The 18,261-nt window shown below is 62.6% G+C and carries 18 protein-coding genes; 8 read left to right on the top strand and 10 right to left on the bottom strand.

Annotated features, from left to right (window positions below):
* Positions 1-2 precede the first annotated feature (2 nt).
* Entirely contained in the window at positions 3-1,193 is a 1,191-nt protein-coding gene (locus P3T40_RS25815; protein ID WP_429270536.1) for a heme biosynthesis protein HemY, read from the top strand.
* 119 nt (positions 1,194-1,312) lie between these two features.
* Here the strand turns inward: P3T40_RS25815 and P3T40_RS25810 are convergent, their stop codons facing one another.
* The 3 genes from P3T40_RS25810 to P3T40_RS25800 all read right to left on the bottom strand — a co-directional run bounded on the left by P3T40_RS25810 (position 1,313) and on the right by P3T40_RS25800 (position 5,041).
* Positions 1,313-2,632 (bottom strand): MFS transporter, encoded by a 1,320-nt coding sequence (locus tag P3T40_RS25810; RefSeq protein ID WP_429270535.1) that lies wholly within the window; start codon positions 2,630-2,632, stop codon positions 1,313-1,315.
* Positions 2,633-2,737: 105 nt separating this feature from the next.
* Positions 2,738-3,496, bottom strand: coding sequence for an SDR family oxidoreductase (locus P3T40_RS25805; protein ID WP_429270534.1), 759 nt, complete (start codon positions 3,494-3,496; stop codon positions 2,738-2,740).
* 105 nt (positions 3,497-3,601) lie between these two features.
* Complete coding sequence (locus P3T40_RS25800) at positions 3,602-5,041, bottom strand: aldehyde dehydrogenase family protein (RefSeq protein WP_429270533.1); 1,440 nt, start codon at positions 5,039-5,041, stop codon at positions 3,602-3,604.
* A 194-nt stretch (positions 5,042-5,235) separates the two neighbouring features.
* Between P3T40_RS25800 and ppa the strand changes: the two genes are divergently transcribed.
* Entirely contained in the window at positions 5,236-5,763 is a 528-nt protein-coding gene (gene ppa / locus P3T40_RS25795; protein WP_429270532.1) for an inorganic diphosphatase, read from the top strand.
* 88 nt (positions 5,764-5,851) lie between these two features.
* Here ppa and P3T40_RS25790 read toward each other — a convergent pair whose 3' ends face one another.
* Positions 5,852-6,178 carry a GIY-YIG nuclease family protein gene (locus P3T40_RS25790; RefSeq protein WP_429270531.1) on the bottom strand — a complete coding sequence of 109 codons (327 nt, stop codon included), beginning with the start codon at positions 6,176-6,178 and terminating at the stop codon, positions 5,852-5,854.
* A gap of 2 nt (positions 6,179-6,180) precedes the next feature.
* Entirely contained in the window at positions 6,181-7,350 is a 1,170-nt protein-coding gene (locus tag P3T40_RS25785) for a GNAT family N-acetyltransferase (RefSeq protein WP_429270530.1), read from the bottom strand.
* A gap of 137 nt (positions 7,351-7,487) precedes the next feature.
* Here P3T40_RS25785 and P3T40_RS25780 point away from each other — a divergent pair, with 137 nt between their 5' ends.
* Entirely contained in the window at positions 7,488-9,176 is a 1,689-nt protein-coding gene (locus P3T40_RS25780) for an NAD+ synthase (protein ID WP_429270529.1), read from the top strand.
* 190 nt (positions 9,177-9,366) lie between these two features.
* The gene (glnK, locus tag P3T40_RS25775) at positions 9,367-9,705 is read left to right on the top strand and encodes a P-II family nitrogen regulator (protein ID WP_007587958.1); all 339 of its coding nucleotides are present in this window, start codon (positions 9,367-9,369) and stop codon (positions 9,703-9,705) included.
* A gap of 144 nt (positions 9,706-9,849) precedes the next feature.
* Here glnK and P3T40_RS25770 read toward each other — a convergent pair whose 3' ends face one another.
* The 4 genes from P3T40_RS25770 to P3T40_RS25755 all read right to left on the bottom strand — a co-directional run bounded on the left by P3T40_RS25770 (position 9,850) and on the right by P3T40_RS25755 (position 13,778).
* A complete protein-coding gene (locus tag P3T40_RS25770; protein ID WP_429270528.1) occupies positions 9,850-10,995 on the bottom strand; it encodes a porin in 1,146 nt (381 codons plus the stop codon).
* A 583-nt stretch (positions 10,996-11,578) separates the two neighbouring features.
* Positions 11,579-12,358 (bottom strand): ABC transporter ATP-binding protein, encoded by a 780-nt coding sequence (locus P3T40_RS25765; protein WP_429270527.1) that lies wholly within the window; start codon positions 12,356-12,358, stop codon positions 11,579-11,581.
* 20 nt (positions 12,359-12,378) lie between these two features.
* A complete protein-coding gene (locus P3T40_RS25760) occupies positions 12,379-13,092 on the bottom strand; it encodes an ABC transporter permease (protein ID WP_429270526.1) in 714 nt (237 codons plus the stop codon).
* Positions 13,089-13,778 (bottom strand): ABC transporter permease, encoded by a 690-nt coding sequence (locus P3T40_RS25755; protein WP_429270525.1) that lies wholly within the window; start codon positions 13,776-13,778, stop codon positions 13,089-13,091. The genes P3T40_RS25760 and P3T40_RS25755 overlap by 4 nt, the downstream gene beginning before the upstream one ends.
* Before the next feature lie 163 nt (positions 13,779-13,941).
* Between P3T40_RS25755 and P3T40_RS25750 the strand changes: the two genes are divergently transcribed.
* A complete protein-coding gene (locus P3T40_RS25750; RefSeq protein WP_429270524.1) occupies positions 13,942-14,157 on the top strand; it encodes a hypothetical protein in 216 nt (71 codons plus the stop codon).
* Positions 14,158-14,569: 412 nt separating this feature from the next.
* Complete coding sequence (locus P3T40_RS25745) at positions 14,570-15,280, top strand: pirin family protein (protein WP_429270523.1); 711 nt, start codon at positions 14,570-14,572, stop codon at positions 15,278-15,280.
* A 168-nt stretch (positions 15,281-15,448) separates the two neighbouring features.
* On the opposite strand, the gene P3T40_RS25740 is transcribed toward P3T40_RS25745, so the two are convergent.
* The gene (locus tag P3T40_RS25740; protein WP_429270522.1) at positions 15,449-15,985 is read right to left on the bottom strand and encodes a periplasmic heavy metal sensor; all 537 of its coding nucleotides are present in this window, start codon (positions 15,983-15,985) and stop codon (positions 15,449-15,451) included.
* Positions 15,986-16,207: 222 nt separating this feature from the next.
* On the opposite strand from P3T40_RS25740, the gene P3T40_RS25735 reads away from it, so the two are divergent.
* Positions 16,208-16,933 (top strand): response regulator, encoded by a 726-nt coding sequence (locus tag P3T40_RS25735; protein WP_429270521.1) that lies wholly within the window; start codon positions 16,208-16,210, stop codon positions 16,931-16,933.
* A complete protein-coding gene (locus P3T40_RS25730) occupies positions 16,917-18,233 on the top strand; it encodes an ATP-binding protein (protein WP_429270520.1) in 1,317 nt (438 codons plus the stop codon). Before P3T40_RS25735 ends, P3T40_RS25730 begins: the two co-directional genes overlap by 17 nt.
* Positions 18,234-18,261 lie beyond the last annotated feature (28 nt).

Genomic DNA, 18,261 nt, shown 5'->3' with positions numbered 1-18,261 from the left:
TCATGGCGATCCGGGGACTTCTTTGGCTGGCCCTGCTGTTTGTCATCGCGGTGGCGCTGGCGACGGTTGGGCGTTTCGATACGGGGCAGGTACTGCTCGTCTATCCGCCGTACCGCGTGGACGTGTCGCTGAACCTGTTCGTGGTCGGACTGGTGGTGCTGTTTATCGTGGTGTATGCGCTGCTGCGCATCGTGCGCAACATCTGGCGCATGCCGCAGCGCGTGGCCACTTACCGGGCCCGTTCGCGTGTGGCAAAGGCGCATGCGGCACTGCGCGATGCGATCGGCAATCTGTATGCCGGACGTTTCTCGCGCGCTGAGAAGGCGGCGCGCGACGCGCTCGCCAACGGCGACAACAAGGGCGCAGCGGGCCTCGTCGCGGCCACGGCGGCGCATCGGATGCATGAGTACGCGCGGCGCGACGAATGGCTGGCGCAGATCGACGAAGCTGACTGGCAGGACGCCCGCCTGATGGCGACCGCCGACATGCGCGCGGACGGCCGCGACGCGGACGGCGCGCTTACTGCGTTGACCGAGATGCAGTCGCAAGGCGGACGCCGCATTCATGCGCAGCAGATTATGTTGCGGGCGCAGCAGCAATTGAAGAACTGGAGCGAGGTGCTCAAGCTCGTCAAGACGCTGGAAAAGCGTGAAGCGATTCATCCGGCGGTGGCGGTGCGTTTGCGCCAGCTCGCAGCTGAGAATCTGCTGCGCGACCGTCGTCACAACGCCGACGCGTTGCTGGAGTTGTGGCATTCGCTGTCGCCGACCGAGCGGCACTCGCCGCGCCTCGCCGATCTGGCGGCTGAATTGCTGGTGACGCTCAATCGCCCGCAGGACGCGCGCAAGATCGTCGAAGAAGCGCTGGCGCAGAACTGGGACGCGCGTCTGTTGCGCCGCTATCCGGACACGGCTGGCGGCGACGCGTTGCCATTGATCCAGAAGGCCGAAGCGTGGCAGAAGGAGCGTCCGGACGACGCCGATCTGATGTTCACGCTGGGCCGCCTGTGTCTGCATCAGCAGCTGTGGGGCAAAGCGCAGTCGTTCCTCGAAACGGCGCTGAAGCTGGCCGATAACGAGACGCTGAAGATCCGTTCGCATCGGGCGCTGGCGCGATTGCACGAACAGCTTGGCGATGGCGAGAAGGCGAGCCAGCACTATCGGGAAAGCGCGCTGGCGATGAACGTTGTTTGAGTGCGGGGCGGCGGTATAGCGGCGTCACGGTGTAAGCGCTCGGCGGCAAGCACTGCCACAAAAGCAAATGGAAAGCCCTCGGAGGAAACGTTCTCCGGGGGCTTTTTAGTTTCGCAGCCCTACTTGTTCACCAACTTCGCCGGCACGCTCAGCGCTAGCAACCCACCCAGCAGCATGAATGCCGCCAGCATATACATGCCCGAGTCGTTGGCGGCGGTGGCCTGCTTGAGCCAGCCCACTGCGTAAGGGCTCAGGAACCCGGCCAGATTGCCGATCGAATTGATCATCGCGATCCCGGCTGCTGCGCCTGTGCCGGCGAGGAACGCTGTCGGCAAACTCCAGAAGAGCGGCAGCGTGGTGAGGATGCCCATGGTCGCAAGCGTGAGTGACGCCATTGCCAGCAGCGTGTTATGCGCCCATACCACCGACAGCACCAGGCCCACTGCACCCGCCGCGGCAGGCAGCGCGATATGCCAGCGCCGCTCGCGTTTGCGGTCCGCACTGCGCGACACCAGCACCATACCCACCACTGCAGCGGCAAACGGAATGGCCGAAAGCAGGCCAATCATGAAGGCATCGGTGACGCCGGTTGCCTTGATGATGGTCGGTAGCCAGAAGCTCACGCCATAGAGTCCCATCACGAACGAGAAGTAGATCAGGCTCATCAGCCAGACACGCGGGTTGGCGAGTACCGTGCGGATCGGCAGGTCGTGTTTGGTGGCGTCCTCGGTCGTGATATTGCGTTCGAGCAGTTGCCGCTCTTCCGGCGTGAGCCAGGTGGCACGGGCGATGCCGTCGTCGAGCATGATGAATACGAGGATGCCTACGAGGATCGACGGAACGCCCTCGAGCAGGAACAGCCACTGCCAGCCATGCCAGCCGTTCGTGCCATTGAACGTCTTCAGGATATAGCCCGACACCGGGCCGCCGATCACGCCTGACAGTGCGATTGCGGTCATGAACCAGGTGGTCATGCGGCCACGCCGGTGCGCCGGATACCAGTAAGTGAGGTACAGGATGATGCCGGGGAAGAAGCCGGCCTCGGCTAGTCCGAGCAGAAAGCGCATCACGTAGAACATGGTGGGCGTGGTGACGAACATCGTCAGCATGGAGATCACGCCCCACGACGCCATGATCCGGGCAATCCACACGCGTGCGCCGACCTTGTGCAGGATCACGTTGCTCGGGATCTCGAAGAGGAAGTAACCGAGAAAGAAAATGCCGGCGCCAAAGCCGTAGATCGCGTCGCTCAGGTTCAGGTCGGTGGTCATCTGCAGCTTGGCGAAGCCGACGTTGACCCGATCGAGATAGGCCACCACGTAGCAGAGCATCAGAAGCGGCGTGAGACGCCACGCAACCTTGCGGTAGGTCGCCTCTTCAAACGTGGAGGGCGGCGCGCCCGCGCCGGGATGGTGAAGCGGATTCGCAGGACTTGCCATCGTGGTGTCTCCTCGTTTTTTTGTGGAAATCTGGTGCCGCCCGTTTGAACCTGTTCTGACGCGTGCCGCTGGTGCCGCACGGTGCCCGACGGTGCCCGACAGTGCCTATACGCAGCGCCCGCCGTCCACTTCGAGGCACACGCCGGTGACGAAGTCCGCTTCATCCGACGCCAGATACAGGCAGGCATTGGCGATGTCCTGCGGCGTCGAGAAGCGGCCGAGCGGGATGCCGGCGAGGAAGCGCTTGCGGTTCTCCGGTGTGTCTTCGACGCCCATGAATTCGGATAGCAGCCCGGTTTCGCCCATCACGGGATTCACGCAGTTCACACGGATGCGGTCCGGTCCCAGTTCGGCGGCGAGCGCCTTGCTGGCGATGATCACCGCGCCTTTGCTGCCGTTGTACCAGACGAGGCCAGGCCGGGGCCGCACGCCGGCGGTCGAGGCGATATTGATGAACACGCCGCCGCCTTGCTGGCGGAAGTACGGCACGAACGCCTGCACGCTCCAGTAGATGCTTTTCACGTTGACCGCGTAGACACGGTCGAACTCCGCCTCCGTCACATCGAGCACGGGCTTGTTGCGATGCGTGGTGCCGGCATTGTTGACGACGACCTGCACGCTGCCAAAGTCCTCGAGCGCGGCTTCTCGCAGGCGTTCCCAGTCGGCGCTCTGCGTGACGTCGCCGGGCACCGCGATGGCCTTGCCGCCCGCCAGCGCGATTTCGCTCGCGACGCGTTCGGCTGCCGCCGCGTTCAGATCGTTGATCACGACGTTTGCGCCTTCGCGCGCGTAGGTCTTGGCAATGCCCTCGCCGAAGCCCGAGCCGCCACCCGTGACGATGGCCGTTTTACCTGTCAACCGCATGATGTCTCCGTATTTGTCCGCGTTGTTGTTGCCGCTGATTGCTCTTGCAAGTGCAGTTGCTCCTGCACTTGCACTTGTACCTGCCCGTGCTGCTGTCGCCGCCCGCTAGCCGTGCCGGATCGCGACCGTCTTCAGCACCGTAAAGCCGTAGAGTGCCTCGAAGCCTTTTTCACGCCCATGGCCGGAATGCTTGACGCCGCCGAACGGCAATTCGACACCACCGCCCGCACCGTAGTTGTTGATAAACACCTGGCCCGAACGCACCCGCCTCGCGAGGCGCAACTGGCGCGCGCCGTCGCGCGTCCAGATACCCGCGACGAGACCGTATGGCGTGCCGTTCGCGAGTGCCACCGCTTCGTCTTCGTCAGCGAAAGACATTGCGGCGAGCACGGGCCCGAACACTTCCTCATTTGCGAGGTGGTGGCCCGCCGGCACATCGCGCAGCAGCGTAGGTGCCTGATAGAAGCCGGTTTCCGGCGCCTCGTGGATGATCTCGCCGTGTGCCACCATGCCAATGCCGTCGTGGTGCGCATCGGAGAGGAAATCCCACACGCGTTGCTGCTGTTTGGCGCTGATGAGCGGTCCGCAGTCGAGATCGGCATGCGACGGCCCGACCCGCAGTGCACTGAACGCAGCGCCGAGGCGGTCGAGCAAGGGCTCGTAGATCGAGCGCTCAATCAGCACGCGGCTGCCTGCCGAACAGGTCTGCCCGGCGTTTTGCACGATCGCCGAGACGAGCACGGGCAGCGCGGCGTCGAGATCGGCGTCGGCGAACACGATTTGCGGTGACTTGCCGCCCAGTTCGAGCGTGACGGGCACGTGATTCTCGGCGGCCATCTGCACGACCAGCTTGCCGGTCTCCGGCGAACCGGTGAACGAGATATGGTCGATGCCCGCATGGCGTGCGAGCGCCGCGCCCGCTTCGTGGCCGTAGCCGGTGACGATATTCAGCGCGCCGGCCGGCAAGCCAGCCTCAGCCGCGAGTTCGGCGACCCGCAGCACCGACAGGCAGGCGTCCTCCGCCGGCTTGACGACGCAGGCGTTACCCGCCGCGAGCGCCGCGCCGACGCTGCGGCCGAAGATCTGCATGGGGTAGTTCCACGGCACGATATGGCCGGTCACGCCGTGCGGTTCGCGCACGGTGAAGACGGTATAGCCGGTCTGATAGGGGAGGGTTTCGCCGTGCAGCTTGTCGGCGGCGCCGGCGTAGAACTCGAAATAGCGGGCCAGCGCGGCCGCGTCCGCCCGCGCCTGGCGCAACGGCTTGCCGGTGTCGCGTGCTTCGAGTTGCGCCAGTTCGTCGTGGCGGGCGGCCACGAGCATGGACAGGCGGTAAAGGATCCGTCCCCGGTCCGCGGCGCTGGCGGCACCCCATGGGCCCTCGAAGGCGTGCCGCGCCGCCCGTACCGCAGCTTCGATATCCGCCGCGGTGCCGCGGGCCAATTGCGTGAAGGGCTGTCCGTCGGACGGATCGAGCACAGGAATCGTCTCGCCCCCGGCAGGGGCGACCCATTCGCTGCCGATGAAGTGTTTCGCTTCTTCCATGCATGCTCCTGGCTGAAAAGGCTGTGTGACACCGCGTTCACAACGATTATCGCGCCGATCGTCCGGGCGGTGCCATCGGCCGATTGGCTATAATGGCGTATTCCGCACTTCTGGCCCGCTGTGCCACGCTCGACCTACGTTAGGCGCTGCATTGCGCGCTGTGTTCCGAATTTCATCCTGTTCAGAGAGCGCTCATGAGCTTCAATCACGTCCCCGCAGGCAAAGACCTTCCGCAAGATTTCAATGTCATCATCGAAATCCCGGCGCAAAGCGATCCGGTCAAGTACGAAGCAGACAAGGATTTGGGCCTGCTCGTCGTCGACCGTTTCATCAGCACCGGCATGCGTTATCCGGCCAACTACGGCTTCATTCCGCAGACGCTGTCGGGTGACGGCGATCCGGTCGACGTGCTGGTGATCACGCCGTACCCATTGCTGGCTGGCTCGGTTGTGCGCGCGCGTGCGCTCGGCATGCTGCAGATGACGGACGAGGCGGGCGTCGACGCAAAGCTGGTCGCCGTGCCGCACGACAAGGTCTGCCCGATGACGGCCAGCCTGAAGTCGATCGACGACGTGCCGTCGTACCTGAAAGACCAGATCAAGCACTTCTTCGAGCAATACAAGGCGCTGGAAAAGGGCAAGTGGGTGAAGGTCGAAGGCTGGGCGGATGTCGAAGCCGCTCACAAGGAAATCAGCGAAGGCGTGGCGAATTACAAGAAGTAAGCCCGTCCGCACTTTCAAATGTAAAAAAACCGCGCTGGCCCGAGAGGGCGGCGCGGTTTTTCATTGGGGCAAGGATCTGGGACAAGCGCTACGCGCTATCTGTCTCTTCAGCTTCTGTCTCTGACGCGGCGTCCGCTTGAACCACCACCGGCAACACGGATTCAAGCGTGCGCACACCCGCTGCCAGCGCCCGCTTCTCCGGCGGCGATAGCCGCTTGACCCAGTACTCGGCGCTCGACGCGCTTGAGCGGTCCGCCAGTTCGAACGAGGCCAGCACTTGCAACGGCTTGCGCGAGCGCGTATAACGCGCGCCGGTACCGTTCACGTGCTTCTCGAAGCGCGCTTGCACGTCAACGGCGATGCCAGTGTAGACGCTGCCGTCGGCGCATTCGATCAGGTAGAGAAACCATGGCATGGCTAGGTCTTGAAGGGATTATGGTCGCGCAGCTCGTCGACATAAGCGTGAATGGTGTTCGTCTCGCTGTCGAGAAAGCGCGCTACTGCATCGGAAAACGCCGGGTGGGCGAGCCAGTGCGTCGAGCGCGTGACGGTGGGCAAAAACCCGCGCGCCATTTTGTGTTCGCCTTGCGCGCCGCCTTCGAACACCCCGAGTTTCTCTTCGATGCAGAATTCGAGCGGCTGGTAGTACGCGGTCTCGAAGTGCAGGCACGGCACATGTTCCAGCGCACCCCAGTAGCGGCCATATAACGTGCCGCCGGTTTGTTCGTCGCGCTGGTAGACCACTAGCGAGCTTGCAATCGGCTTGCCCTCATACTCTGCGATCACGAGCAGCAGGTTCTCCGGCATGGTCGCACCGATCGTGCGGAAAAAGTCGAGATTCAGATACGGACTCGAAAAGTGCTCGCGATAGGTCTGCCTGTAGCACTTGGAGAAGAAGCGCCATTGCGCATCACTGATGTCTTCGCCGCGCACGCGGCGCATCGTGATGCCCGCTTCGCGTACCTTGCGGCGCTCCGCACGGATGTTTTTGCGCTTCTTCTGCTCGAGCGTCGAAAGGAAATCGTCGAAGTCGCGATAGCCGTCGTTCAGCCAGTGAAATTGCACGCCTTCGCGCTGCATCATGCCGAGGTCGGTGAGCGCTTCGGCCTCGTCGGCGGTCGGAAACAGCACATGCAGTGACGACACGTCTGCCTGTTCGGCAAACGCCATCAGCGTAGCGGCGAGATGGCGCAGCGCGTGCGGGTCCGCGGCCAGCAGCCGGTTGCCCTGCACCGGCGTGAACGGCACGGCGCAGAGCAGCTTCGGATAGTACGCGAGGCCGTTGCGCTTGTAGGCGTCGGCCCAGGCCCAATCGAAGACATATTCGCCGTAGGAGTGTCCTTTCAGGTACACCGGCGCAGCCGCTACGAGCCGGTCCGTGCGCGGGTCGGTCAGCGTGACGAACTGCGGCGCCCAGCCGGTATCGGCCACCGCGGATTGACTTGCATGCAGCGCGCTCAGGAACTCATGCCGCAGGAACGGCGTGGGCTGTGCTTGCTGGGCGAGAAGGGCGTTCCACTCGGCCGCGTCCACCTCGGAGGGCGAGGCCAGAATGCCCGTGCGATAATCAAAGCGTTGCTGGTTCAATCTGTTTGACTGTTCCTGATCTGAGCGGCGCTCTGCGAATAGCGGAGCATCGTTCGTTTGTCCGTGTGTGTGTCCGTTGCGTCGAGCCGTCTGGCCGCCGTAACCGGCAAGCCGCGCGGCTTGCCCCCGATCCTGCCATGAAGACCCGAATCGCTCTTGCTCAACTCAATGTCACTGTCGGCGACTTCGCCGGCAACGTCGCGAAGATCGTCGCCGCGGCCCGCGCCGCGCACAACGATGGTGCGAAGCTGCTCGTCGCCCCGGAACTCGCGCTCTCCGGCTATCCGCCCGAAGACCTGCTGCTGCGTCCCGCCTTCTATGCCGCCAGTGCCGCGGCGCTGGCCGATCTCGCGGCGCAACTGAAGCCGCTCACCGGCCTCTACGTGGTGGTCGGTCATCCGCACCGTGACGCCGCGCACGGCCATGGTAAAGCAAACGCGCCAATCGAGCGCGGCGTGCCGCCATTCGATACCTTTAACGCCGCCTCCCTGATCGTCGACGGCGAGGTGGTGGGCACCTATCTGAAACAGGATCTGCCCAACAGCGAGGTGTTCGACGAGAAGCGCTACTTTGCGTCGGATCCGAAGCCGTTCGTGTTCGAGCTGGACGGCACCAAGTACGGCATCGTGATCTGCGAGGACGTCTGGCATGCCCCGGCAGCCCAGCAGGCCAAGGCGGCCGGCGCCCAGGTGCTGCTGATTCCGAACGGCTCGCCGTATCACCTCAATAAGGAAGCGGTGCGGGTCGATATGCTGCGGGCGCGGATTCGCGAGACCGGTCTGCCGATGGTCTACGTGAACATGGTCGGCGCTCAGGACGAACTCGTGTTCGACGGCGGATCGTTCGTACTGGACGGCAAGGGCGAAATGGTCGCCAAGATGGCGCAGTTCGAGGAAGGACACGCGATCGTCGAATTCGACGGCGCGCACCCTGTGCCCAGCAGGATTGCGCCCGAGCAATCGCTGGAGGCGCAGGTCTATGCGGCGCTCGTCATGGGCGTGCGCGACTACATCAACAAGAACGGCTTTCCGGGCGCACTCATCGGCCTGTCGGGCGGCGTGGATTCGGCGCTGGTGCTGGCCGTGGCGTGCGATGCGCTCGGCGCCGAGCGGGTGCGTGCCGTGATGATGCCATCGCGCTACACGGCGGACATCTCGACCACCGACGCCGCCGAGATGGCGCGCCGGGTCGGCGTGCGCTACGACGAGATCGCGATTGCGCCGATGTTCGACGCTTTCCGCACCTCGCTCGCCGATGAGTTCGCCGGCCGAGCGGAAGACGCCACTGAGGAAAACATCCAGGCACGGATTCGCGGCACGTTGCTGATGGCGTTGTCGAACAAGTTTGGCTCGATCGTGCTGACCACCGGCAACAAGAGCGAGATGGCGGTGGGCTACTGCACGTTGTACGGCGACATGGCCGGCGGCTTCGCCGTGATCAAGGACATCGCCAAGACGCTGGTCTACCGGCTGTGCCACTACCGCAACGCGGCCACTACGTTCCCCAAGCAGGACATCATCCCGGAGCGGATTCTCACGCGCGCGCCGTCGGCCGAACTGCGCGAGAACCAGACCGACCAGGACAGCCTGCCGCCGTATGAGGTGCTCGACGCCATCATGCGCATGTACATGGAAGAGGACCGCTCGCTTGCCGAGATCATCGCCGCGGGCTATGCGGTGGACGATGTGAAGCGTGTCACGCGTCTCATCAAGATCAACGAATACAAGCGCCGTCAGGCGCCGATCGGCATACGCGTGACACATCGTGCGTTCGGCCGCGACTGGCGTTATCCGATCACTTCGCGCTACACCGAGCCTGTCGACTAAGGGAAGACCGAGTGGCGGTCTGCGCTGCGGCGCGATCGGCGGCTTGATCAGTGAAATGAGCGGCGCCCCGCAGCACTCTGAGTGAGGCGCGCGGGAAAGTCCGCAGGCCGTCCGGCGCAGCGTAGAATCAAAGCTATCTATTTCCTTTCGATTTTCCGAACAACTATCCGATCAAGAGACGAGGTACGCCATGAAGCGCATCACTGCAGTCATCAAACCCTTCAAGCTCGACGAAGTCCGTGAAGCACTCGCCGAGGTCGGCCTGACCGGGCTGACGGTTACCGAAGTTAAAGGCTTCGGCCGTCAGAAGGGTCACACGGAGCTGTATCGCGGCGCCGAGTATGTGGTCGACTTCCTGCCGAAAGTGAAGATCGAAGTGGTGGTGGCGAACGACCAGTGCGACCAGGTGATCGACGCGATCATCGGTGCGGCGCGCACCGGCAAGATTGGCGACGGCAAGATTTTCGTGGCGGACGTGGAGCGGGTGATCCGCATTCGTACCGGCGAGGAAAACGAAGCAGCGGTCTAAGGCCTCAGGCAAGAACATACGGCGGACGCAGATCCGCTCGCGCCAATAAAAAACGGTGCGATACCCTTGCGGACATCGCACCGATACGCGCCTCTCGCAGCAGCGTGAAAAAGTTTCTAAAGCTGTTCTAACTACACCGTTCGATTAGAACGAGTGTTGGATACCTGCATAAACACCGGTCTGTTGGTGTCCCGGAGTCGGGTTTTCGTTGTACGTAATCGAGCTACCCGAACCGCTGTTGCCGCCGGGGCCAGCTGCGTTAGCATCGAGGCCGAAGTTAGCCGTCTTGCTGTTACGCGTCTGTGCGACCTGGATGTCGAGCAACGTGCGCTTCGACAGGTTGTACGAACCGCCAACCGTGTAGATGTTCGCGTTGCCAGCACCGTTGTTCGCGTTCACGTGATACACGGCTGCGATAAGCGCTGCTGCCGGTGTAGCTTGCCACGTGATACCGCCCCATTCCTGGTCGGTCGTCGTCGGCGTGCCGATAGGTACACCGGTTTCGCCCGAAGTACGTGCTGCCTGGTACACGGCCTGAATCTTGAACTGGCCGAGGAACACGTTCACGCCCGCAAAGTACTCGCGGCCGTAGTTAAACGGACCATTCGGCGAGCCCGCGGTCGGATCGCCGAGGCTACCGTTGATGTTATTGCGGATTTCGTCATACAGGCCACGAACCTGGAACAGCGAGTTCGTGTAGGTCAACTGCAGACCGTCTTCACGACCTTGTGCCGAACCGTTGCCACCGTTGAAGGCCGTCGAGTTCGAGAAGGCGTATTGGCCGTACACATCAAAGCCGTAGAGCTTCGGCGACTGGTACGAAATGTTGTTGCTCGATTGCGGCCAGTTGCGGCCACGGACCAGCGACGCCGACGACCAGTTCGATTGACCGAACGGGTCGAAGTCCCACACGCCGTTGGAGATGAACAGTTCGCGACCGAGGAGCAGGGTACCGAACTGATCGTTTGCCACACCGACTGTCGCCCAACGATTCCAGATGGAGCCGGCAGAGCCGAGTGAGCCAGTTGCAGTGCTGAAGGAGCCTTCCAACTGGAAGAGAACCTTATTGCCGCCACCGATGTCTTCCACACCCTTCAAGCCCCACAGGCTGGTGCCCCAGTCGCCACTCTCAAGGCGGACACGTGAGGTGGAGCCCGTGTAATTAGCATTCGGAAGGCCGCTGATGTATTCAACACCCGCATCCAGACGACCGTACAGCGTCACGCTGCTTTGAGCGTGCGCAACTACACCGGCCGACATCAGCGCCGCGGCGAGTAATGCTTTCTTCATCTTCTCCTCCATACCCTGTCAAAAGAAAAACCCAGTACTGCGAATGGTGTCCGGACCCCAGAGGCGCCGAACAGAAATCCGTACCAGGGAGACGGTTTGGGTCGATCGGGTGTGTTGTCATGACGGTGCAGCGTGGAGCTATCTTTATCGTCATGCCGATCCCTCGTCGACCGGTATCTCCTCTGCGTGTTTTGAAGTGAAACTACTTTTAATCAACTTTGTTTTGGTACTTTGGTTACTAATTTATCAAAAATACCCCTCGATGGGAGAAGAAATTGGCTCAAGGCCGCCTAGGTGTCTCAAAATTGCAATAGTGGTGTGGTCGAGGTCTCACAGCTGCATCCCAAAAACGCCATAAAAGCCTTGTCTGACAAGGGAATCACGGTTCGGCTAAGGCAACGTTAAGGATTGCCACTATTGACGATGCAAAACGGTGGGAGTAGGGCAAAAAACGGGACGTTGGTGCGGTATTTGGGACGTTTGACGACCCAAAACGCGATGCGGAAATGAAAAAAGGCGCTGTTTGTAAGCGCCTTGTAATATTACATGAACTACAGCCGTTGTCCTAAGTGTTGTCTAAACGCTACTTGAGGCTGCCGGACAGAAATTGCTTGAGCCGTTCGCTCTTCGTGTTCCTGAATACTTCGTCCGGATGTCCCTCTTCCTCGACCCGCCCCTGATGCAGGAACATCACGTGGTTAGACACATTACGGGCGAACGCCATCTCGTGAGTGACGACGATCATCGTGCGGCCTTCCTCGGCGAGCGTCTGCATGACCTTCAGCACTTCGCCCACCAGTTCCGGATCGAGCGCGGAGGTCGGTTCGTCGAACAGCATGACGTCGGGATGCATCGCCAGCGCCCGAGCAATCGCGACCCGCTGCTGCTGGCCGCCCGACAGATGCGACGGATACTGCTTTTCCAGTCGCGGAGCGAGACCGACCTTCTCCAGATATTGACGGGCGCGGTCTTCCGCTTCCCGGCGCGGCAGGCCGAGCACGTGGACCGGCGCTTCAATGATGTTTTCCAGCACCGTCATGTGCGCCCACAGGTTGAAGTGCTGGAACACCATAGCCAGCCTGGTGCGCACGCGCTGCAACTGTTTGGGATCGGAGACTTTCAGCGCGCCGGTTTTGTCTTTGAGCGTGCGAACCTCTTCGCCGTCGACGAAGATGCGCCCGGAGTTGGGCTGCTCGAGAAAGTTAATACAGCGCAGCATCGTGCTCTTGCCCGAGCCGGATGAGCCGATCACGCTGATGACGTCGCCGGCGTTCGCACGCAGCGAGACGCCTTTGAGAACTTCGTTGTCGCCGTATTGTTTATGGAGCTCGTCGACGAAGAGCTTTTGCTTCCTGGTGTTCATGAGTCGGGGTCCTTGACGGCTTATTTGCCTTGCGGCCGCAAGTAAGCGAGCCAGCGGCGCTCGGCGCGGCGGAACAGCCACACGAGCGTGAAAGAGATAACCAGGTAGAGCAGGGCAGCGAGGCCGAACGCGTTGAACGATTGATAGGTCGCCGAGTTCACGTCGCGGGCGATCTTCAGGATGTCCGGCACGGTGGCGGTGAAGGCGACCGTCGTGGCGTGCAGCATCAGGATCACTTCATTACTGTAGTAGGGCAGCGCGCGGCGTAGTGCGGACGGCAGGATCACGCGCCGGTACAGCGTGAACGGCGACATGCCGTAGGCGCGCGCGGCTTCGATCTCGCCGTACGGTGTCGCCTTGATGGCGCCGGCGAAAATCTCGGTGGTGTACGCGCAGGTGTTCAGAGTGAAGGCGAGCAGCGTGCAATGCATGCCGTCGCGGAAGAACGCGTTGGTGAGTGCGTGATCGCGGATCACTTCGAGGCTGTAGAGGCCGGTGTAGCAGAGCAGCAACTGCACGTAGAGCGGCGTGCCGCGAAAGATGTACGTATACAGCCACACGAGGCGCGAGAGCCACTTCTTCTTCGAGACCCGCGCTACCGACAGAGGAATCGACAGGCAGAAACCGAGGCCGATCGACACTACCAGCAGCCACAACGTGATGACGACGCCGGTGAAGCGGTAGCCGTCGCTGTAGAGGTAGTTGCGCCAGTATTCCTGAATGATCTCGATCATAGGTCCGCCTTTCGTACGCCGGTCGAGTAGCGCTTTTCGAGGTACATCAACACAAAGTTCGAGACCGTGGTGATGACGAGATAGATGGCCCCCGCAAGCAGGGTGAAGAAGAAGAACCGCAAGGTGCCCTTGCCGGCGTCCTGCGAGGCTTTCACGACGTCGGCGAGGCCGATGATCGAAACCAGCGCCGTGGCCTTTACCATCACCTGCCAGTTATTGCCGATGCCGGGCAGCGCGAAACGCATCATTTGCGGGAACATGATCCGGGAGAACACCTGCCAGCTCGTCATGCCGTAGGCGTGGCCCGCTTCGAGCTGGCCGCGCGGCACGGCGAGGAACGCGCCACGGAAGGTCTCGGTGAAGTACGCGCCGTAGATGAAGCCGAGCACCGCGATGCCGGCCACGAACGGGTCGATGTCGATCTGATCCCAGCCGAGCAGGTCGGTCAGGTTGTTCAGGGCGATCTGCAGGCTATAGAACAGCAGCAGCATTAGCACGAGGTCGGGCACGCCGCGCACGAGGGTCGTATAGACCGTGCCGACGCCGTGCGAGACACGGTTTTTCGACAGTTTGGCCGCTGCGCCGAGCAAGCCCAGCACGAACGCGAACGCAAGCGACAGCACCGCCAGCTTGACGGTCTGCCAGGTGCCGTTGAGAAGCAACGGGCCGTAGCCTTGAAGGAACATATGAGGTCCTTGACGACGCGTGAGGTGCGCACCGCGAAAGACGCGGCCTGACTGCACCGCTGAGCAAATCATGACCATCCGGCCGTTGGCGGCTGGACAGCGCGTTTTCCGACTGTATTACGAGGCTCGCGGCAGGCCCATGCGGGTCCGTCCCGAGTCCCGGATGCTGCGAAGCAGTTTAGGCGCGAGGCGCCTGGCCGGTCAGATCGGTGTCGCAACCGACGAACTGGCCTTGGGCGGCAGTCGCTTCGAAGGGCGGGTAGCGGGCGTCGAAGCCGATGCGCACGGTTTCCGTTCCTTCGGCATTGCGCCGGTGGTCGTGGCCTCGATCGCCACGCACACTGCGAACTTCTTCATGTTTCTCCTGTGTCGACCGTGATGTAACGGTCTCGATGACCGCCAGCTTGTGGCCGGCCGTCGCTATTCTAGGCGGTCAAAATTGTCGTGCCGGATCGTTTGTCCAGCCGTACAGGCCTTCCGCGGGTTTCCCCCATTAGCACTCACAGCGAACACTGCAAGGCCGCATGCCTGAGTCCGCCCGAAAAGCGCGGTATTTTACCCGAACGTGCGCTCCATGCCAGTTTGGCGCCCCAAGCCCGGCAGCGGGGCCCGCGGCTTGCCTCGTGCAACTCTGGGCACGTGGGGTCATGGCCGCCCCGGTCCACGGCGGTTTGGTCAGCGCGCCGATTGCCCGGATTTATAGAACGATCCGGTGCATTCGTGCGGGTTGTTCTAGATGCTTTGCGCCCATACATTCTGGGCATCGCAATGCACACCCACTGGAGAACCCCATGATCGAGATCCGCCGCTCTGAAGAACGAGGCCACGCCAACCACGGATGGCTCGACTCGTATCACAGCTTCTCGTTTGCGGACTACTACGACCCGGACCACATGCACTTCGGACCGCTGCGTGTGATCAACGAAGATCGCATCGCCGGCGGCCAGGGTTTCGGCACGCACGGGCATCGCGACATGGAGATCGTGACCTACGTGCTCGACGGCGCGCTCGCCCACCGGGACAGCATGGGTAACGGCTCGACGATCCGCCACGGCGATGTGCAGCGCATGAGCGCCGGCACGGGTGTGATGCACAGCGAATTCAATGCATCGGAGGACGAACCGGTGCATCTGCTGCAGATCTGGGTCTTGCCGCAGCGCGCGGGCGATCAGCCGGGTTACGAGGAAAAGCGCTTCGACGATGCCGACAAGCGCGGCCGTCTGCGTATCGTTGCTTCGCCGGACGGACGCGATGGGTCGGTAACGATTCACTCGGACGCGTCGATCTATGCGGCGCTGATCGACGGCGCCGAAGAGGCTGCGCTACCGTTGCAGGCTGGCCGGCGCGCCTATGTTCACGTAGCGCGCGGCACACTCACGGTCAACGGCGAAGCACTGGCTGCCGGCGATGCCGCGATGATCGTCGATGCCGCTGCAGTGACGCTCGAACAAGGGAATGACGCCGAGGTGCTGGTGTTCAATCTCGGCGCGTTGAATGGCTGAGCAAGCGATCGAATGAGCGATTGAGCTCTTGAACGGCCAGGGGACGAGAGCTGGCCGCCTTGCTTCTCCCGCAAACAAACAGAAACGCCACGGAAGTCTCTTCCGTGGCGTTTCTGTTTGCACGGCCGGCGCCCTGTAGCGCGCTGACCGTGCGTTGGCAGCACTAACTTACTGGTTAGCTGCCGGGGCCGACGCTGCGCCCTGATGATGCTGCCAATGCTCACGCATCTTTTCGTGGCGAGCTTCCATCTTGGCCCAATGCTGCTTGAGGGCCGTGCTGACGATGGTCTTCTGCTTGTCGTTCAGGCCGTTGTAGAAGTTGAGCCACGCTGCCGAGGTCTGCTCGCGCAACTGGTGGTTCTGCTCTTCAGCCTTCTGATGCATGTCGTGCAGGGCGTTCAGATCGAGGATAGGCTGTTGCTGCATCGCCTTTATCTGTTCGTGCATCTGCTTGTGGGCGGCGCGCATCGCTTCACGATTCTGTTTCATCGTGTCGAGCGCGGCCTGCCACTGCTTTTCCTGATCTGGGCTCAGGTTAAGCTGGGTGTGCAGCTTGGCCATTTCCTCCTTGAAATGATCGTGGTGGTGCCAGCCGCCGGGACCGCCGGGGCCGCCTTGACCGTCAGGTTGAGCGGCGTAAGCGCCAAGACCAATAGCAAGCGATGCTGCGGCGACGGCGACGAAGCGTGACATTTTTGTGGACATGAGTGGCTCCTTGTAATGGAATAGCCGACGATGCAAACACGGCAACACAGGACGGGATGCATTCGGTAAGACACAGCGTAGAGACCTACGGACCGCGCTGTGTTACCTGAGCGCGTGTGGCTATTACGCGACATTACTGGCGCCTTTCGCCGTAACACCCGGTAACCCTTTGAGGGGTGTCCGGCCCGGAAACCCCACCTCCTGCGCGTTAAACTTCATCTCATGGCTACTCAAATACTTGTCGTCGATGACGACCTCGAACTCCGCGACCTGCTGCGCGACTATCTGGCCCGTCAGGGTATTGAGGTGTCGGTGCTGCACGACGCCGGCTCGCTCGAGCGGCGGCTGGAGCGCGAGCGCCCGGATCTGATCGTGCTCGATCTGATGATGCCGGGCGTGGACGGCCTGACGGCGCTGCGCAAGCTGCGCGCCGCAGGCGACGACATTCCGGTGATCATGCTGACGGCGCGCGCCGACGACGTCGACCGCATTGTCGGTCTCGAACTGGGCGCAGACGACTACCTCGGCAAGCCGTTCAATCCGCGCGAACTGCTCGCGCGCGTGCAGGCCGTGCTGCGGCGGCGCCGCACGCTGCCTTCGGCGGCCGCTCCTGAGCAGCGCGAACCATTTACGTTCGGCCGTTTTACGCTGGACTTCCAGTCGCGCACCCTGAATCTCGAAGACAAACCGCTGACCTTGTCGGGCAGTGAATTCGCGCTCCTCAAGATCTTCGTTAATCACCCAATGCGCACGCTCACCCGCGAGCGCCTGCTCGAATTGCTGCATGGTCCGGAATACGACGGCACCGACCGCGGCATCGACGTGCAGGTCTGGCGTCTGCGCCGCATCCTTGAAACCGATCCGTCCACTCCGCGCTTTATCCAGACCGTTCGCGGCCGCGGTTACGTGTTCGTGCCGGATGGCGAACAGCATGCGCCGACCCATTGATTCACTGTTTGGGCGGCTGGCGTTGCTGGTCGTCGGGGTGCTACTGCTGTCGCATTTCGCGGGCTATGCGCTATTTCGCCTCGAGCGCAGTCAGTTTCAGAACCGCTATGCCGTAGAAGAGGCCACGTTCCTGGTTGACGCGGTGCGTCAGCACGTCTTGCATACGCCGGATCAGCCGTTGCCTTCGCGGGTGCGCCTCGTCGACCCGTCGAGCAAGGACGTGCCGCCGCTGCAAGAAGATTCGAATACGCCGCTCAACCATTTTCTGGACGACGTGCGCGACCGCATGCCGCCTGGCACCCAGGTGCGCCTGGGCGACCCCGGCAAGCCGCCTACGCTGTGGGTGCGCCAGCCGAGCGATCCCAACTGGATCGTCGTGCCGGTCCAGCCGCTGCGTCCGCCGCGTTCGGTGGACCGCATGGTGCTGTGGCTCACCATCATCTTTACCTTTGCCGTGATGGCAGCGCTCTTTGCAGCATGGCAGTTGCAGCAGCCGTTGCGCTCGCTCGCCAACGCGGTCGCCCGCTTTGGCCGCGGCCAGCCGGTGCCGCCGGTGCCGGAACGTGGGCCGCGCGAATTGCGTCAGCTGACCCATGGCTTTAACCAGATGGTCCAGGAAGTGGCGCGCACGGAAAACGATCGCGCGGTGATGCTCGCGGGTGTCGCGCATGATCTGAAAACGCCACTGGCGCGGTTGCGCTTGCGCGCCGAAATGATGGACGAGGCCAAGGTGCGCGACGGCGTGGTGCGCGACGTCGATTCGATGACGCATATCGTCGAGCAGTTTCTAGTGTTCGCTCACGACGGCGCCGATCGCAGCGAGGCGGTCGAGGTCGACGCGCAGTGCGAGCGCATCGTGCGCAGCTACCGGGCGGTGGCGGCGGGTGCGGTCAGCGTGCTGACCGATCTGAAGGCGGGCCCGGGCTTCCTGCTGCCGGCCGCTACGCTCGACCGCATTCTGTCAAACCTGCTCGACAACGCCCATGCCTACGGCGCTCCGCCCGTCGTGGTGGCGACGGCCCGTACTTCGGCCGGCTACACCTTGTCAGTGCAGGACAACGGCGGTGGGATTGCGGCGCAGGATCTGATCAACGCCAGCCGGCCGTTCGTGCGGCTCGACCCGGCACGCGGCGGCAACGGCCATAGCGGGCTGGGACTGGCGATCGTCGAACGGCTGGTGCGGCGCGCCGGCGGCGAATGGGAAATCGGCAATCACGGCGGGCGCGGCCTGCGGGTGCTGATGACTTTCTCGTTCGAGGCCGTGCCGCGTATGACGTCGATTTCGGAAAGCGCCTGGTAGCGGTTGGGTAGGGATTGAGTAGTGGCTG

The organism is Paraburkholderia sp. EB58 (genome assembly GCF_050436665.1).
Taxonomy (GTDB): Bacteria; Pseudomonadota; Gammaproteobacteria; order Burkholderiales; family Burkholderiaceae; genus Paraburkholderia.
Note: the sequence above shows the minus strand (reverse complement) of the source record. Positions and strands in the feature narration are given on the sequence as shown.

What these genes read in the sequence shown, in the direction of transcription:
- P3T40_RS25810 (WP_429270535.1), bottom strand. Translation starts at nt 2,632, where the DNA reads ATGGCAAGTCCTGCGAATCCGCTTCACCATCCCGGCGCGGGCGCGCCG.
- P3T40_RS25735 (WP_429270521.1), top strand. Translation starts at nt 16,208, where the DNA reads ATGGCTACTCAAATACTTGTCGTCGATGACGACCTCGAACTCCGCGAC.
- P3T40_RS25740 (WP_429270522.1), bottom strand. Translation starts at nt 15,985, where the DNA reads ATGTCCACAAAAATGTCACGCTTCGTCGCCGTCGCCGCAGCATCGCTT.
- P3T40_RS25745 (WP_429270523.1), top strand. Translation starts at nt 14,570, where the DNA reads ATGATCGAGATCCGCCGCTCTGAAGAACGAGGCCACGCCAACCACGGA.
- P3T40_RS25800 (WP_429270533.1), bottom strand. Translation starts at nt 5,041, where the DNA reads ATGGAAGAAGCGAAACACTTCATCGGCAGCGAATGGGTCGCCCCTGCC.
- glnK (WP_007587958.1), top strand. Translation starts at nt 9,367, where the DNA reads ATGAAGCGCATCACTGCAGTCATCAAACCCTTCAAGCTCGACGAAGTC.
- P3T40_RS25755 (WP_429270525.1), bottom strand. Translation starts at nt 13,778, where the DNA reads ATGTTCCTTCAAGGCTACGGCCCGTTGCTTCTCAACGGCACCTGGCAG.
- P3T40_RS25760 (WP_429270526.1), bottom strand. Translation starts at nt 13,092, where the DNA reads ATGATCGAGATCATTCAGGAATACTGGCGCAACTACCTCTACAGCGAC.
- P3T40_RS25815 (WP_429270536.1), top strand. Translation starts at nt 3, where the DNA reads ATGGCGATCCGGGGACTTCTTTGGCTGGCCCTGCTGTTTGTCATCGCG.
- P3T40_RS25730 (WP_429270520.1), top strand. Translation starts at nt 16,917, where the DNA reads ATGCGCCGACCCATTGATTCACTGTTTGGGCGGCTGGCGTTGCTGGTC.
- P3T40_RS25770 (WP_429270528.1), bottom strand. Translation starts at nt 10,995, where the DNA reads ATGAAGAAAGCATTACTCGCCGCGGCGCTGATGTCGGCCGGTGTAGTT.
- P3T40_RS25780 (WP_429270529.1), top strand. Translation starts at nt 7,488, where the DNA reads ATGAAGACCCGAATCGCTCTTGCTCAACTCAATGTCACTGTCGGCGAC.
- ppa (WP_429270532.1), top strand. Translation starts at nt 5,236, where the DNA reads ATGAGCTTCAATCACGTCCCCGCAGGCAAAGACCTTCCGCAAGATTTC.
- P3T40_RS25750 (WP_429270524.1), top strand. Translation starts at nt 13,942, where the DNA reads ATGCTGCGAAGCAGTTTAGGCGCGAGGCGCCTGGCCGGTCAGATCGGT.
- P3T40_RS25790 (WP_429270531.1), bottom strand. Translation starts at nt 6,178, where the DNA reads ATGCCATGGTTTCTCTACCTGATCGAATGCGCCGACGGCAGCGTCTAC.
- P3T40_RS25765 (WP_429270527.1), bottom strand. Translation starts at nt 12,358, where the DNA reads ATGAACACCAGGAAGCAAAAGCTCTTCGTCGACGAGCTCCATAAACAA.
- P3T40_RS25805 (WP_429270534.1), bottom strand. Translation starts at nt 3,496, where the DNA reads ATGCGGTTGACAGGTAAAACGGCCATCGTCACGGGTGGCGGCTCGGGC.